Origin of the sequence: Litorivivens sp., assembly GCF_041625495.1 — a bacterium.
Taxonomy (GTDB): Bacteria; Pseudomonadota; Gammaproteobacteria; order Pseudomonadales; family Spongiibacteraceae; genus Litorivivens.
This window is the reverse complement of the sequence record NZ_JBFJTH010000025.1, coordinates 16,287-31,343: the sequence shown is the minus strand read 5'-3', so window position 1 is coordinate 31,343 and position 15,057 is coordinate 16,287. Positions and strand designations below refer to the sequence as shown.

14 protein-coding genes are annotated in these 15,057 nt (G+C 55.2%); 5 read left to right on the top strand and 9 right to left on the bottom strand.

Features of this window, described 5'->3' with window-relative positions; genetic code table 11:
• Positions 1 to 424: 424 nt before the first annotated feature.
• Complete coding sequence (locus ABYP39_RS04860) at positions 425 to 751, top strand: phage integrase N-terminal SAM-like domain-containing protein (RefSeq protein ID WP_372781387.1); 327 nt, start codon at positions 425 to 427, stop codon at positions 749 to 751.
• Between the two features lie 71 nt (positions 752 to 822).
• Positions 823 to 1,299: a tyrosine-type recombinase/integrase gene (locus ABYP39_RS04855; protein WP_372781385.1), complete on the top strand. Its 477-nt coding sequence runs from the start codon at positions 823 to 825 to the stop codon at positions 1,297 to 1,299.
• 18 nt (positions 1,300 to 1,317) lie between these two features.
• Here the strand turns inward: ABYP39_RS04855 and ABYP39_RS04850 are convergent, their stop codons facing one another.
• The 3 genes from ABYP39_RS04850 to ABYP39_RS04840 form a co-directional block, all read right to left on the bottom strand.
• Entirely contained in the window at positions 1,318 to 2,508 is a 1,191-nt protein-coding gene (locus ABYP39_RS04850; RefSeq protein WP_372750246.1) for a flavin-dependent monooxygenase, read from the bottom strand.
• A 48-nt stretch (positions 2,509 to 2,556) separates the two neighbouring features.
• Positions 2,557 to 3,471 (bottom strand): VOC family protein, encoded by a 915-nt coding sequence (locus tag ABYP39_RS04845; RefSeq protein WP_372750245.1) that lies wholly within the window; start codon positions 3,469 to 3,471, stop codon positions 2,557 to 2,559.
• Positions 3,472 to 3,683: 212 nt separating this feature from the next.
• Positions 3,684 to 4,748 (bottom strand): Rieske 2Fe-2S domain-containing protein, encoded by a 1,065-nt coding sequence (locus tag ABYP39_RS04840; protein ID WP_372781383.1) that lies wholly within the window; start codon positions 4,746 to 4,748, stop codon positions 3,684 to 3,686.
• 187 nt (positions 4,749 to 4,935) lie between these two features.
• Here ABYP39_RS04840 and ABYP39_RS04835 point away from each other — a divergent pair, with 187 nt between their 5' ends.
• Positions 4,936 to 5,727 (top strand): SDR family oxidoreductase, encoded by a 792-nt coding sequence (locus ABYP39_RS04835; protein WP_372781381.1) that lies wholly within the window; start codon positions 4,936 to 4,938, stop codon positions 5,725 to 5,727.
• A 63-nt stretch (positions 5,728 to 5,790) separates the two neighbouring features.
• Here the strand turns inward: ABYP39_RS04835 and ABYP39_RS04830 are convergent, their stop codons facing one another.
• The 3 genes from ABYP39_RS04830 to ABYP39_RS04820 all read right to left on the bottom strand — a co-directional run bounded on the left by ABYP39_RS04830 (position 5,791) and on the right by ABYP39_RS04820 (position 7,998).
• Positions 5,791 to 6,204: an acyl-CoA thioesterase gene (locus ABYP39_RS04830; RefSeq protein WP_372781379.1), complete on the bottom strand. Its 414-nt coding sequence runs from the start codon at positions 6,202 to 6,204 to the stop codon at positions 5,791 to 5,793.
• A 123-nt stretch (positions 6,205 to 6,327) separates the two neighbouring features.
• A complete protein-coding gene (locus tag ABYP39_RS04825) occupies positions 6,328 to 7,443 on the bottom strand; it encodes an enoyl-CoA hydratase/isomerase family protein (RefSeq protein ID WP_372781377.1) in 1,116 nt (371 codons plus the stop codon).
• Between the two features lie 6 nt (positions 7,444 to 7,449).
• Positions 7,450 to 7,998, bottom strand: coding sequence for a nuclear transport factor 2 family protein (locus ABYP39_RS04820; RefSeq protein WP_372781375.1), 549 nt, complete (start codon positions 7,996 to 7,998; stop codon positions 7,450 to 7,452).
• 209 nt (positions 7,999 to 8,207) lie between these two features.
• Between ABYP39_RS04820 and ABYP39_RS04815 the strand changes: the two genes are divergently transcribed.
• Complete coding sequence (locus tag ABYP39_RS04815) at positions 8,208 to 10,010, top strand: acyl-CoA dehydrogenase C-terminal domain-containing protein (RefSeq protein ID WP_372781373.1); 1,803 nt, start codon at positions 8,208 to 8,210, stop codon at positions 10,008 to 10,010.
• 233 nt (positions 10,011 to 10,243) lie between these two features.
• Here the strand turns inward: ABYP39_RS04815 and ABYP39_RS04810 are convergent, their stop codons facing one another.
• From ABYP39_RS04810 to ABYP39_RS04800, 3 genes are all read right to left on the bottom strand, one after another.
• A complete protein-coding gene (locus ABYP39_RS04810) occupies positions 10,244 to 11,440 on the bottom strand; it encodes a diguanylate cyclase (RefSeq protein ID WP_372759360.1) in 1,197 nt (398 codons plus the stop codon).
• An 18-nt stretch (positions 11,441 to 11,458) separates the two neighbouring features.
• Entirely contained in the window at positions 11,459 to 12,157 is a 699-nt protein-coding gene (locus tag ABYP39_RS04805; protein WP_372748831.1) for a dienelactone hydrolase family protein, read from the bottom strand.
• 82 nt (positions 12,158 to 12,239) lie between these two features.
• Entirely contained in the window at positions 12,240 to 13,529 is a 1,290-nt protein-coding gene (locus ABYP39_RS04800; RefSeq protein ID WP_372748830.1) for an acetyl-CoA C-acetyltransferase, read from the bottom strand.
• 154 nt (positions 13,530 to 13,683) lie between these two features.
• Between ABYP39_RS04800 and ABYP39_RS04795 the strand changes: the two genes are divergently transcribed.
• Complete coding sequence (locus tag ABYP39_RS04795) at positions 13,684 to 15,045, top strand: 3-oxoacyl-ACP reductase (protein WP_372781389.1); 1,362 nt, start codon at positions 13,684 to 13,686, stop codon at positions 15,043 to 15,045.
• Positions 15,046 to 15,057: the final 12 nt, after the last annotated feature.

Sequence of the window (15,057 nt, the reverse complement as noted above, 5' to 3'; positions counted from 1 at the left end):
TCACGAACCTCTGCCTCCAGCCATGCTGGAATGTTTTAATTATTCGCCATGATCGCCTTTACGCATAACAGCCTGTTAATGAGGTCTCCGACCTCATAATAATTAATAGCGGGTAGACCCTCTTTTGATAAATACGGGTAAACCTGATTTTTTAAGTAGCTGATTTTGTTAATTACGCCGGGATAGCAGTCGGCCACCCTGCCCTTTAGCCGGGTCGACCTTGAAAATCGAAGGAAGATCAAATACTGTTCTTCCATACAGTATTCGATAAGGGAGTATCGATATGTCCGGGTCCGCATCTCCATTCCTTGAGTCTATTCGCGGCCACATGATGGTGCGGTGTTACAGTCGCCGCACGGTTGGCACTTATTTGTATTGGATTCGTTACTTTATTGTATTTCATTAAAAAAAACACCCCAAAAATATGGGGCCCGGTGAGGTTGAGGCTTTTCTTACTTGGCTGGCTGTTGAGCGTAATGTGGCGGCGGGTACCCAGGCTATCGCCTTGAATGCGCTGGCCTATTTGTACAATAAATTTCTGGAGCAACCCCTTGGGGATGTTAGCGGCTTTCGGCGAAATACACGCCAGCCCAAGCTACCAACGGTACTCACCCCGCTGGAGGTGAAAAAAATTCTGGCGAACCTGGAGGGAACTCACCGTTTGATGGCGGCCATGCTTTACGGTTCTGGTTTGCGCCGTATAGAACTTGTGCGTTTGCGGGTAAAAGACGTCGATCTGGATTATCAATAATTACACTTCTTGCAGGCGAAGGTGGGCAGGCGAAGGGTGGCAAGCACCGACTGACAACGCTGGCGCCAGAATTGATTCAGCTGCTACGCGCTCAAATTTTGCGGGTGAAATCTTGCTTACTCGATGACCTTGAAATTGCTAGTTACGGCGGTGTCTGGATGCCGGATGCCCTCGCCCGCAAATACCCCTCTGCGCCAAGAGAGCTGGCCTGGCAATATCTGTTTCCGGCGTCGCGCTTAAGCATTGATCCGCAAGACAAGGTGTTGCGGCGCCATCTTTATGATGAAAGCTCATTCAATAAAATCATTCGCAGCGCCGCAAAAGCCTGTGATATCGGCAAACCGGTGAGCAGTCATACTTTGCGCCACTCATTTGCCACGCATTTACTGCAAAGTGGTGCCGATATTCGCACCGTGCAGCAACAGCTGGGCCACTCCGACGTTACGACAACCGAGATCTACACCCATGTATTGCAACGCGGCGCGCAGGGCGTACGCAGCCCTTTGAGTCAATTGTTGGAGGGATTGGAGCAAGCCGCCTTGGGGTAAGGCGGCTTGCTTGAGGCTTTAAAGGAAGAAGTCGGTGTTGTCTGCACCCAGCTGTACGCCACCCCAGTTGCCGCCGTATTTGTGCGGATTGTTGGCAGTGTGCGCACGCGATGCATGAATATCCACGAAGGCGCGCATCAGTGTGTTGCCCTGGTAAATACCGGAGCCGCCGGCAAACGCAAACAGCGGATCAACGCCGTCAATGCAGCGCTGCGGCACGGCGGCGGAATCCCAACGGAATTTTATGCGTTCTTCCATCGTGAGTTCGGGGCCACCGCTGGCGGCTTCAAGCAGGCGATCGAAGTTGCGGAACAGTACCAGTTTCAACTCGTCTACGATGGAGTCGGCTTGCGCGAGTGCATAGCGTGCGTGAGGGTCTTCACCGGCAGATTTGCCATCGTTTTTACCGACACGCTTGGCAGTTTTTTCTACAAAGGTATCGCAAGCGCCTTTGAGTGCGCCGATACCGGCTGTGGATACCGCGCGAACAAACATTTGACCAAAGGGAATTTTAAACAGTGGCGCGGTGTTTACTGCATTGCCCGGGCTGTTGCAGGTAAAACCGTCGATGGCTTTATGGGTGCGGTATTCCGGTACAAACGCATCTTTTACGACGATGGTTTTGGAGCCGGTGCCTTTCAGGCCCATTACATGCCAATCATCGACGATGTCGTAGTCGCTGCGTGGCACCAGAAAGGTACGCATATCGGGTGGGCCGCCAGCCGCGCCATCTTTGGGTGGCACCATAGCGCCCAGAAATACCCAGTCGCAGTGATCGCAGCCGGAGGAAAAGCCCCACTGGCCACTGAGCTTCAGGCCGCCATCTACGTGCTCCACTTTGCCCACGGGCATATAGGATGAAGAGATCAGCACGCTGTCGTCCTTACCCCACACATCCTGCGCGGCGCGGTCGTCGAACAATGCCAGCTGCCAGTTGTGAATGGCGATAACGCCCAAGCACCAGGCGCTAGACATACACCCTTCGGCGACGGTCATCTGCACGTCGTAAAAATCGTGGGGGTCGAGCTCATAGCCGCCCCACTTTTTCGGCTGCAGAATACGGAAGAAGCCGGCCTCAGCAAAATCCTTGATGGTTTCTGCCGGCACCTGCCGTGCCTGCTCACAGGCGTCGGCCCGCTCACGCAGCACCGGTACAAGCTCGCGCGCGGCGGCGCGCACTTTTTGCTGGAGTTGTGATTTTTCTGACATCAAAAAGTCCTCTTGTTACTGCAATGCGCTGGCGCGACGTTTATACAATCAGGCTTCCGGCGGCGCCTGGAATTTGTGGCCCCAATAGCTTGGCAGGGTGCTTACGGTGGGAGTGTAACCTTCCCAATCCATTTGCAGGCCACCGGTACCGAATTCCATGGCAAAGCCGGTGGGCGTAGCCATGTAAAAAGACAGCATGCGGTCGTTGGTGTGACGGCCAAGGGTGGAGACGATGGGAATGCCAGCTTCGTTTACGCGATCGAGGCAGTAGCCCACTTCGTCCACGTCTTCACGTACTTCTACCATCAGGTGAATACAGCCTACGGGGCTTTGATCTTGATACAGAGCCAGGCTGTGGTGACGCGGGTTGTTCACGTGCATGAAGTTGAGGCCCATGCCGGGGTCGTTCGGGTCGTCACTGAATTTGAAGTGCATGTAGTCGGTATCACCAAAGCCCAGTACATCGCGGTAAAAGGCATGGGTTTCCTGAAGGTTGGGTGCGGGTAGCACGGCGTGACCAAAGCCCATATCACCATTAAAGCCGGTTTCGAATTCAGCAATGCCTTTGGGGGAAACAAATTTGGCGTAATCCAGCGAAGCGCCCCAGTAGAGTTCCAAACCATTCCCCGCCGGGTCTTGCAGGCTGATCAGTCCGCGCACCTGCCGTGCCTGGGCCTGTTCGGCACTGCCTTCGGTGAAGGCGATACCGGCGCTTTCCAGGCTTTCCTTGGTGGCTTCAAAGGTGTCCTGATCGGCCAGTTCCCAGCCACACACTTGCAGGCGATCGGTGTCGCCTTTGGTGATCGCGAAGCGAAACGGACGCTCGTCCATTTTCAGGTACACGTTGCCGTCGTCGGGCATCATGGGGGCGACCATCATACCGAGAATATTGGTGCCATAATCCAGCCATTTGGCGGGATCAGTGGATTCGATAACTACATAGCCGAGACTGCGTACATCCATGGTGGGTTCCTTATTGGTTTTGGGTTGGCGCGTTTCAGATGGCCGGGCATGCTTGGGCAATTATGCCCTCACTCCGGCCCTCCCTTGAGCCTTCTCCCTTCAGGAGAGCGGCGGAACGCGCGTTACATACTGGTCGAAGGTAATACCAAAAATAAAAAGCCCGGTACAGCAGCTTTCGCTGCCATATCCGGGCTTATCGTCATTTCCGGCGATTACGCACCGCGCAGGTTGTAATCCACAACGTATTCTTTCTTTTCATTAAACTGCTCAGGCACATCTTTTACGTCTACATAGAACTGATCGTACCACTGACGCAATTTGTGAACCGGGCCATCGCCGTCACACAGTACCGGGTTGTCCACACGGGTTTTGGTGTGCCAGATATGCACGTCCTGAAAGAAGGCAGTGCGGTTCTGCTCGGTATATTGCTGGGCAATGTTGTTGTTTTCTTCTTCAGACAGGCCGGGCACCTTACGCACAGAAACACCAAAGCGCAGATCAAAGCTTTCGGTATCGATGGGCACGTGGGTTACCAGCAGGCGGCTTTCCACCAGCTGGCCGTCGATCTGACCAGTCATGTAGGTGTTCATGTAAGCCGGGCCGTAATAGGTGGCGGTTGAGGTCAGCTCGCCGTCTTCCGCCAGAATTTCACTACCACCGGTCAGCACCTGCTGATAGGTGTGCTTGTGCACGATGTTCTTGAAGGTTTTGACCGGCGCGCCATGAATGGGGCCAAAGTGGGCCACGTCGGCCATGTTGTCCACCAGCTCACGGGAGTTGGTGTTGATGGTCATTTTGTCCATCTGCCAGATGGTCCAGTCGCCGCTGAACAGGTCGTCAATTTTGGGGATGGCCTGCTCTTCAATGGGCGGGTTGCCTTCGGGGTCGTACCATACAAACAGCAGGTGGTTCTGTTCGCAGGTAGGATAGGCACCGATTACCGCTTTGGGCGGAATGCGCTTGGCATAGGGAATGTCGTCGCACACACCGTCAGCACCCCAGCGCCAGTCGTGGAAGGGGCAGCGGATGGAGTTACCTTCCACACAGCCTTCACTGAGATCGGCGCCCATGTGGGGGCAATAGCCGTCGAGAATGTGTACCTCCCCGTCTTCGCCGCGATAAGCCACCAGACGGGTGCCAAAATAGTTCAGTTTGACAGGCGTTTCAGTGTATTCATCAGCCAGCCCAAGGCAGTACCAGCCGCGGGCGTAACGCTCCGGAATTTCAGCGGCTTCAATGCGGTGCGGCTTACGCGGCACCTGTGATACCTGACTCATGGCTTTCTCCTTTACGCTTTGCGCGCTTATCAAATCAGTAATGTAGCGATCTACCAGCTTAGTGCAAAATTCTGTCACAGGCGTATAACACCAAGTATCACCCAATCGGATGACCTAATCCGTATGGATAACGTGTTGAATATAAAGCGTTAATTTTAACTTTCACCCGCATAATAACGAGGAATCCATGGGCATACTCGATCAATTTCGACTGGACAACAAAGTAGCACTGGTAACGGGGGCCGGACGGGGCATTGGCGCAGCCATCGCCAAGGCCTACGCCGAAGTCGGTGCCGACCTGGTTTTGGCGGCCCGTACCGAAGCACAGCTCCAGGAAACCGCTGCCGCTGTAGAGGCCTTTGGCCGCAAGGCGCTGATCGTGGTAACCGATGTTATGCAGCCCGATCAACTGCAAAATCTGGTGGATCAGGCCATGGCTACCTTTGGTCGCATTGATATTCTGGTGAACAATGCTGGCGGCTTTCCGCCCAAGCCCATGCTGAAAACCAGCGTGGAAGAGTTTAACGGTGCCTTTCAATTCAATGTCACCACGGCCTTCGCCCTGTCCAAACTGGTCATTCCCAAAATGGTGGAAAGCGCCGGTGGCGGCAGCATACTGAATATTTCGTCGGTGGCGGGACAGGAAACCTCCTCCTTCTTCACGGCCTATGGTACCGCGAAAAGCGCCCTTTCCTTCCTGACCCGGGAAATGGCGCAGGAATTTGCGCCCAAGGTGCGGGTGAATGCCATTGCGGTGGGGTCGACCAGAACCGAGGCCCTGAAAACCGTGCTGAATGATGAGATAGAACAGGCCATGGTAAACCTGACCCCCATGGGCCGCTTGGGCGAGGTCGAAGACATTGCCAGCTGCGCGGTGTATCTGGCGTCACCGGCGGCCAGCTATCTAACCGGGGATATTATCGGGGTGAACGGCGGCCTGAATGCTCTCAACATGAAAATGCCCAGAGCGTTTGATTAAGGCGCGACGCGTTGCCGTCAGGTGCTTAGCCACTTACAGGTAGGCGCCTGACCGGCTGGCGAATCAATCCTTTTTCGCTGGCCAACCTTCATCCACTTCAGCTTCAAGAATGTCACGCATTACTTGCGGAATCGGTGTTGGCTTTTTGGTCGCCCGGTCTACATACACCAGTACTGCCGTGCCACGCACCGTGTGTTTATTGTTCTGGTACATATTGCAGCCCAACGTGAAGGAGCTATTGCCAACATGAGCCACACACACATCCATGCGGGTTTCCACCCCGAAAAAACTCTCCCCAAGGTAGTCGATGGTCTGGGTGGCCATAAACCAGCTGGGCTGCTCATCACCCAGCTCGACAAACACCTCCGACAGAAACTCCATTCGCCCGGTTTCAAACCAGACTGCAATCGAGGTGTTATTGATATGTCCTAAGGCGTCGGTTTCACTGAATCGGGGCTTGAGGGTAAAACTTTTCACGGTGTACTACCTGAGACTGGCTAAAACGAGGCGCTAAGGTACCTGCTACGTTCTGGCGAGGCAATGCTCGCGCCACCTTACAAGCGCTGGCTCTGCCCACCATTCCTGTAAGTTTGTGAAAAATTACTTCAGGTCAGCCAGCGGATGGTCATCCCAGGGCGGGTTAAACAAAGCCATTACCTCATCGCTGGGCACGTCAACCAGTCGCCCCCATGTCCAGCGCGGCCGGTGATCCTTGTCGATCAGCCGCGCACGCACACCTTCGATAAAATCAGCGTGTTTCACGCGCTGGGAAGATACAGTCAGCTCCAATCTGAACGCATCTGCCAGCGACAGTGCTGCACCCCGTTCAAACAACGCCAGCGTAAGCCGCGCGGTCGATGCAGAGCCCTCTCGGAACGTCTGCCCTGCTTTGTTCAACCAGCCATCATCAGCGTGCAGGCTGTCAAAAGCCTCATCAATCGCGGCGGGAGCGGTATCTTCACACAAAGCGTCTATCAATTCAGAGCGCTGCTTGAGGTGCGATTCTGGCAGACATTCATCCAGCTCAGCTTCCAAATCTGTCAGCTCCGCTGTCAGCATCTCTGCGTCAGGCTCTCGTTCAAAGGCCCAGTCAAGCTTGAGAAGCTTTTGCAGTACCGCCGGCTTAGCACGTTGTGGCAGAAGGTAATCTGCCAGGCCACTATAAAGCGCATCGCCCGCATTCAACGCCACCCCCGTCAACGCACAAAACAAACCACTGCTGCCTGGCATACGCTGTAAAAACCAGGTTGCGCCAACATCCGGATAAAGACCAATACTGATTTCAGGCATGGCCAGCCGGGCACAAGGCGTGACAATGCGGTGGCTCGCCCCCACCATCAGGCCAAGGCCGCCTCCCATAATGGCGCCATTGGCCCAGCATATGACGGGCTTGGGGAAATTGTGCAACAGGTGGTCAACCCGGTATTCAATCTCAAAAAAACGCTCGGCCTCACGCGCGGGCCCGTTTCCCGCCGATAACGCCGATGCACGCAACTGCCGCACATCACCACCGGCACAGAACCCGCGCTCCCCTTCACCGTCGAGCAAGACAGCGACAGCTTCCGGATCAGTAGCTATGCCCTCAAGTAAAAAAAGTAACCGGGTTACCATTTCAAGATTGAGCGCATTGATACGCTGCGGTGCATTGAGACTGATTTGGGCGATATAACCGCCATCGCACAGTGAATGTCGGGTCAGCACAACGGCTTCGTTCATAAAGTTTTAGCCAGCTTGTTTGTTGGGGTCGTCCAATTCGGCGGGGGCTTGCGCACCTGCAAATACAGCCTGCACCCGGTCATCGCTCAGAGCAAGTATTTGCGTAGATTTAACGTTAAATCGCGTGGCCGTGATTTTCCATTCACCCGCGTCACAGCGGTACTCGTCTTCATAGAAACCGCCAAGTTGGGTAGTTATCTGCTGCTGAGTATCAATAAGATAGTAAAAAATGCCCCAGATTGCGCGCGCACCGGTATCCGACAATAACTCGATTTGCGGATTCTGTGCATGATGCATTTCCACAATATGCTCGGCACAGGCCAGTTTGGCGAAGATCGCCACCATCTCGTCGGCACTATCGAAATTACCGACCCGCCCATATTCAATGCGAACCGGACCATCGGCAAAGCAGGCGCGCACTGCCTCTGGTTGTTTCTGGTCACAGTGAAAGAAATACCGGTACTTGAGTTGCTTGATCGCTTCAATAGCTTCCAAGCGGGCAATTCGTTGCTCAAGTGAGTTGGCGGACTGGGCGTTGTGCTGTTGAGAGGTCATCGGAGTTTCCTTATGCGTTTTATCTCGATTAGAGCAAAAGCACCCGCCCTTTCCAACCGTCCACACAGGTGACATTACACTTTGGCTGAAGCCTCTCCATAGCTTGCGATTGACCAGAGCGCACGGCAGCTTTCTCATTCCGGCCAATTCAGCATGGACCCGCTTTGGCTATAGTCCACCCCAATCGTGGTATTTCACAGAGGTAAGTCATGGCAGTTTTCAAAGCTCCCACCCGGGACATCAAGTTTGTGATCAACGACGTTCTGGATTTTCCGGCCCACTACGCCAAGCTGCCCTGCGGCGAAGATGCTACACCGGACATGATTGACGCGATCCTCACTGAATGCGCCAAGTTCTGTGAAGAAGTACTGTCCCCGCTCAACCAGGTGGGCGACCAGCAGGGCTGTCAGTTCGACAACGGTAAAGTGACCACCCCCGACGGCTTTAAAGAAGCCTACCAGCAGTGGATAGACGGTGGCTGGCAAGGTCTTTCACACCCGGTTGAATACGGTGGCCAAGGTCTGCCGCTGTCTCTTGGCCTGCTGAAATCAGAATTGGTTGGCACTGCCAACTGGGCCTGGGGCATGTATCCGGGGCTGAGCCTGGGTGCCATGAACACCCTTTACGTACACGGTACCGACGAGCAGAAAGACCGCTATTTGCCCAAACTCACGACCGGCGAGTGGACCGGTACCATGTGCCTGACAGAATCCCACTGTGGCTCGGATCTCGGCCAGATGCGCACCCGCGCCGAACCCAACGACGACGGCAGCTTTGCCATCACCGGCACAAAAATATTCATCTCTGCCGGCGAACACGACCTGACCGACAATATCGTGCACATCGTGCTGGCCCGCACCCCCGACGCGCCGGAAGGCACCAAAGGTATTTCGCTGTTTATCGTGCCGAAATTTCATGTCGACGAAAACAGCGAGATGGGAGAGTTCAACAATGTGAGCTGTGGCTCCATTGAACACAAAATGGGTATTCACGGTAACGCCACCGCCGTCATCAATTTCGATGGCGCCAAAGGCTACATGCTCGGCCCCAAAAACGAAGGTCTGGCCTGCATGTTTACCTTTATGAACACGGCTCGCGTGGGCACCGCCGTTCAGGGCCTGGCCGCCGCCGAGCTCGCCTATCAGAACAGCTACCCCTACGCGATGGATCGCTACTCCATGCGCTCCCTGTCCGGCCACAAAAACCCGGACAAGCCAGCCGATGCGATCATCCACCATCCGGATGTGCGCCGCATGATTCTCACCCAGAAGGCCTTTGCCGAAGGTGGCCGCGCAATGCTTTACGACGCCGCGCGTCAGGGCGACATCATGATGTTTGCGGAAACCGAAGAAGAACGCGAAAACGCTGACAACCAACTTGGGTTTGTCACGCCCATTTTGAAGGCCTTCCTCACGGAAACGGGTCTGGAATGTGCTAACTACGGTATGCAGGTCTACGGCGGTCACGGCTACATTGCCGAACACGGCATGGAGCAAATTGTACGCGATGCCCGCATTGCCACCCTCTATGAAGGCACCACCGGTATTCAGGCAATGGATCTGCTGGGCCGCAAGGTTATTCTCGACGGCCTGAAGCTTTACCGCAGCTTCAGCAAGCGCATGTACGGTTACGGGTTGAGCATTTTGTTCAAGCCGGGACTCAGCAAATACGGACGTAAACTGCTGTCACACACCTTCCGCTGGAATCGACTGTGCGTGGGTCTGTTACTACGCGCTTCGCGCAACCGCGACGCCGTAGGTGCCGGTTCTTACGATTTTCTGATGATCAGTGGCTATGTCACCATGGCCTATTTCTGGGCGCGCATGGCAGAAACGGCTCAAAAGAAACTGAGCGAAAACCCGAGTGATCGCGCTTTCTACGAAGCCAAGCTGGAAACAGCCGAGTTTTTCTTTGAACGCCTACTGCCACGGGCCATTGGCCACGCCGAAGCAATGCGTGGTTCGGTGGGTAGCATGATGGATATGTCACTGGAAAACTTTGAGATTCGCTAGAATCTCAAAGCTTTTCGCCGGCAAGGCCGGCTCCCACCCAAAACCTTTGGTGAGAGCCTGCCGCGCAGGCGAATCGCATCCAAGCTCCGAGATTCACTTTGTTCGCCGGCAAGGCCGGCTCCCACCCAAACCCTCTGGTGGGAGCCTGCCGCGCAGGCTAAATGGTTCAACTACACGAGTATTTGCCGACTGGGTGAGCTTTTATCGGGTTTCCCCTGAAGCATGAACACCTATCAATCCTGAGCGGTGCTCAATGACACCCGGTTTTTACCGGCAGATTTTGATGAATACAGAGCAAAATCTGCCCGCGTCACAATCGGGTCGAGCTTTTGATCGCTTGCACAGCGTTCTGCCACACCGAAGCTGGCGCTCAGTTGAACCCGTTTGCCGCCGTCCAACACCAGCTCGAGCTGCTCCAGTGTGCGTCGCAGCTTTTCCGCAATACGCTGTGCGTCAGTTGCATTGGCGTCGGGAAGCAGAACAAGAAATTCCTCACCGCCCCAACGGGCTACCAGATCACTCTTACGCACGCCGCCAGTCAACGCGGCGGCCACTGTTTTTAACGCCTGGTCACCAGCGGCGTGACCGTAGGTGTCGTTGATCCCTTTGAAATTATCCATATCCAGCAAAATCAACGAAAAGTGACTGTCGCGCCGGCGAGAATTCAGAAACAAGGGCTCAGCGACAGCAATAAAACCGCGACGGTTATAGCAGCCCGTCAACCAGTCACGCAGCGCCTTTTCGCGTATTTCGGCCCCTAAATCCAGTAAAACACCCAGCAGGCAGAACAGAGCTATACCGGTAAAACCGATAGGTAGGCCTACAAAATTGACAACCGTAAACGGCGAATGCGTTAGCTCACTGACCGACACCGCCGCTATGCCATCCGAGCCCAGCCCTACCAACGAGGTCAGCACGATGGATACTACTTGCATGATCGGATTGATCGCCAGGAAAGCAGCCGCCAGATAATGGCCAATATTGCGTGGTTTATCGCCGGTCACAAGGGCGTAGACTGCCAGCGCAGAAAACACGGCGATATAGACCCGCGACAGCGTCACTGACCAGGGCGCCCATGCCGGCAGCACCATAGCTAATGCCCCCACACTGAACATGACCAGTAATGATAGATGGCTTACCCATTTTCCAACCGGAGCCATACCCCGCCATTTGAGTATACCGAAGTAAAGAAAGACAAAGCTCAGCGCTGCATTTACCGTCAGAAGGCTACTGAAGATATAGGGATTCACTGCGGGAAAAGCGATTCTTGCGCTAACGGCGCACATCGCCACAACCAACATCGAAAAGGCGATACCCCAGCATTTGGCCTGCAACAGGCTTGGCTTTTGCCAGTAGATAGCAAAGAAAACCAATGCAAACAGCAAAGCGATTGACGCCGTAATAACGGAGAGCAGAAATAGCCAATTCATCGTTAACCCTTAGGTGCGCTATCCAAGGGCTTCGTTAAATGCGCGGCAGGTCGCCTGCCAATAACGCTGCTGAGCCTGAGCATTGAACGAGGGCAACGACGCAAACGCAAAACCGTGATGGGCGCCTTCGTATACCTCCAGCGTGTAGTCTACGTCGCCCAGTTTTAGCGAAGCCTCCAGGGCTGCCACCTGGTCAGCGGTGGCATAGGGATCTTCATCGGCAATAGCGATATACAGTTTGCCTTTGGCTCTAGCAGCTATTCGATGAGGAGAATCTTTGGCGTGTGTAGTGATACCGCCTGGATGAACTGCTACCGCAACGGCAATGTCATCCGGAAAAGAACCGGCCATGATGAGCGCGTTGGCGCCCCCCATACAAAAGCCGAGCAAACCGACCGGGCGCTGCTCCATGGCCGACAGCAAGGCTGCTATGTCTTCACGCACCATTTCATGGGTGAGCGAGCCATACAATTGCATGACTTTCGCATGAACCTCAGGGTCACCGAAATCCATGTCTTCATAGTGACCTTCTCGGTAATACAGGCTGGGCAGGGCAACGTTATAGCCCAGCGCTTGTATATCGCGAGCAAGCGACTTGAGTTCGTCGCGCACACCGATGGCATCCATCAGCAGTACAACCAGCGGCGCATCGTCACTTTTCGGAAAAAAATACACCGGCATCTCACCCGCCGGCGTTGTTATTATTAGCTTTTCCAAGCTTAGGGCTCCATCCGGTAGACAAGAGCCCTACGTTAGCAGTTTTCGAAAGAAGCGCAACCGTTGCGCTAACCGCTTGCGCTTATGGGCGCTCGATAATGGCGGTGATGCCCTGACCACCCGCTGCGCAGATTGAGACCAACCCGCGACCACTACCCTTCTCCTCCAGCAATTTAGCCAGAGTGGCGACAACGCGACCACCGGTAGCGGCAAAGGGATGCCCGGTTGCGATAGAAGAACCAGCCACATTGAGCTTGCTGCGATCAATCGCCCCTAATGCAGCGTCTCGGCCCAATCGGTTGCGGCAGAAACTCTCGCTTTCCCAGGCCTTGAGAGTGGCGAGAACCTGCGCGGCGAAGGCTTCGTGAATTTCGTAGAAGTCAAAATCCTGCAGCGTGAGGCCGGCACGCTCAAGCATGCGCGGCACAGCGTAAGCTGGCGCCAGCAGCAGACCTTCTTTCTCGCCAGACTGCCCGGTGAAATCCACCGCGGCTGCCTCGACCATTGTCAGGTAGGCCTTCACCGGCAAATTGTTGGCCTGCGCCCATTCTTCACTGGCAAGCAGCACGCACGACGCACCGTCGGTGAGTGTTGAAGAATTACCGGCGGTAAGGGTGCCATTTTCGCGGTCAAAAGCGGGTTTGAGGCTGGCCAGCTTTTCTTTTGAGGTGTCAGCACGCAGATTGTTGTCGCGCTCCAACCCCATGAAGGGCGAGATCAAGTCTTTGAAAAAACCACGCTCATAAGCTGCCGCCAAATTCTGGTGACTGAGAAAGGCCAGTTCGTCCTGCGCCTCACGGGGAATTTCCCAGGCTTTGGCAGTAATTTCAGTATGGCCACCCATGGACAGGCCCGTGCGTGGCTCCGCGTTTTGCGGTATCGCCGGAGCCAGATGCCCGGGACGCAGGCGCAATACCTGCTTGAGGCGCTGGCCAAACGTTTTCGAGCGGTTGATTTCCATCAGTATTTTGCGAAAACCCTCGTTCACCGCAATGGGTGCATCTGAGGTGGTATCGGTGCCGCCGGCAATACCGCTCTCGATCTGGCCCAGGGCAATTTTATTGGCCACGATATTGATCGCCTGCAAGCCCGTGCCACAGGCCTGCTGCACATCGACACAGGGTGTCGACGGATCAAGCCCAGTGCTCAATACTGCTTCGCGCACCAGGTTGAAGTCTCGGGCGTGCTTCATCACCGCCCCACCGGCCACCTCTCCCAAACGCTGGCCTTTAAGGCCATAACGATCGACCAGACCATCGACGGCCGCGGCAAACATCTGCTGATTACTCGCACCAAACAGGGCGGTATTGGAACGGGCAAAGGGAATGCGGTTTCCACCGATAATGGCGACGCGACGAATGCTTGTATTCATGGTGACCTCCGAAACAGTTGCTGGCAGTATACGTTGGCGTTGGCTGTCTGCATTGGCTGAGCTGCCGCCCAATACAGACTTTGCCGTCAATTCACTCGGGGCAATTGCTCACTACAATACAGCAACTTCGCCTTTCAATCTCAGGAACCGGATGATGAGCCAGATTGTAGAAACCCTGATTAACCTCGGCCTGGGTAAACCCGCCGAGCTGAAACGTGCCACCACCCCTTTCCAGGGAACCGTATTGTTGGGCAGCGGCCCGAACCCGGGCTGCATGAATGCTCTAAGCCTTTTTTGCCAGCAGCACGGTCTTGCCGTGGCTGCACCGGATAACGCCAGTGGTGAAATCAGTAAAACCCTCGAGGCCGCCAAAATCTGGGCACACGGCGACGATGCCCCCGGCGAGAAGCTGCAGGCACTGGTTTTCGACGGTACCGGCATTTCCACCACCGCCGAGCTATCGCTGGCCTACGAATTTTTCCAGCCCGCCCTGAAATCCGTTGCCAGAAGCGGTCGTCTGTTAATTGTGTCGCGGCCACATCGCGACCAGTCCGACCCGGAACGCGCTGCCTGCCAGCGCGCACTGGAGGGTCTGGCCCGCTCACTGGCCAAGGAAAGCGGCAAGAAAGGCATCACCGCTCAAACCCTTTGCGTGGAAGACGGTGCAGAAGAAAACCTGACCGGACCGCTGACATTTTTACTGTCTCACAAATCTGCCTATGTAAATGCCCAGGTCTTCCGGGTCAGCGAGGCAACAGCGACATCCGCTGCCATCGACACCCAGCCGCTGGCAGGTAAAACTGCCTTGGTCACCGGCGCCAGCCGAGGTATCGGTGCAGCCATCGCATCAACGCTTGCCCGCGACGGCGCAAAAATTATCGGCCTAGATGTAGAACCAATGCGCGCCGATCTGGAAACGCTGATGCAAAAGCTGGGAGGCGAAGCTCTGGTGGCCGATATTACTGCCGACGGCACACCCGGTCAGTTGCTGGAGCTTGCCAAAACTAAAGGAGGCTTCGATATTGTGGTGCATAACGCCGGTATAACCCGCGACAAAACCCTCGCCAACATGCCAAAACACTGGTGGGATATGACGCTGGAGATCAATCTTGGCGCCGCCCTGCGTATAAACAAGGCCTTGCTGGAAGCAAACGCAATTAACGAAGGCGGTCGGATTATTGGTGTATCGTCGATGAATGGCATTGCCGGGCAGCGAGGCCAGAGCAATTATGCGGCCTCCAAGGCAGGTGTCATCGGCTATGTAGAGCAAATGGCGCCGCAACTGAAAGACCGAGGTATCACGGTGAATGCGGTGGCACCCGGCTTTATTGAAACCGCCATGACAGCGGCGATCCCGACAATGACCCGGGAAGTGGGCCGACGCTTAAACTCGCTGTCTCAGGGCGGCCAACCAGAAGATGTGGCGGAGACCATCGCCTTTTTTGCCAATCCGGCGTCGCAGGGCATTACCGGCAACGTCATTCGAGTCTGTGGCCAGAGCTGGCTGGGAGCCTGACAACAGCGGTTG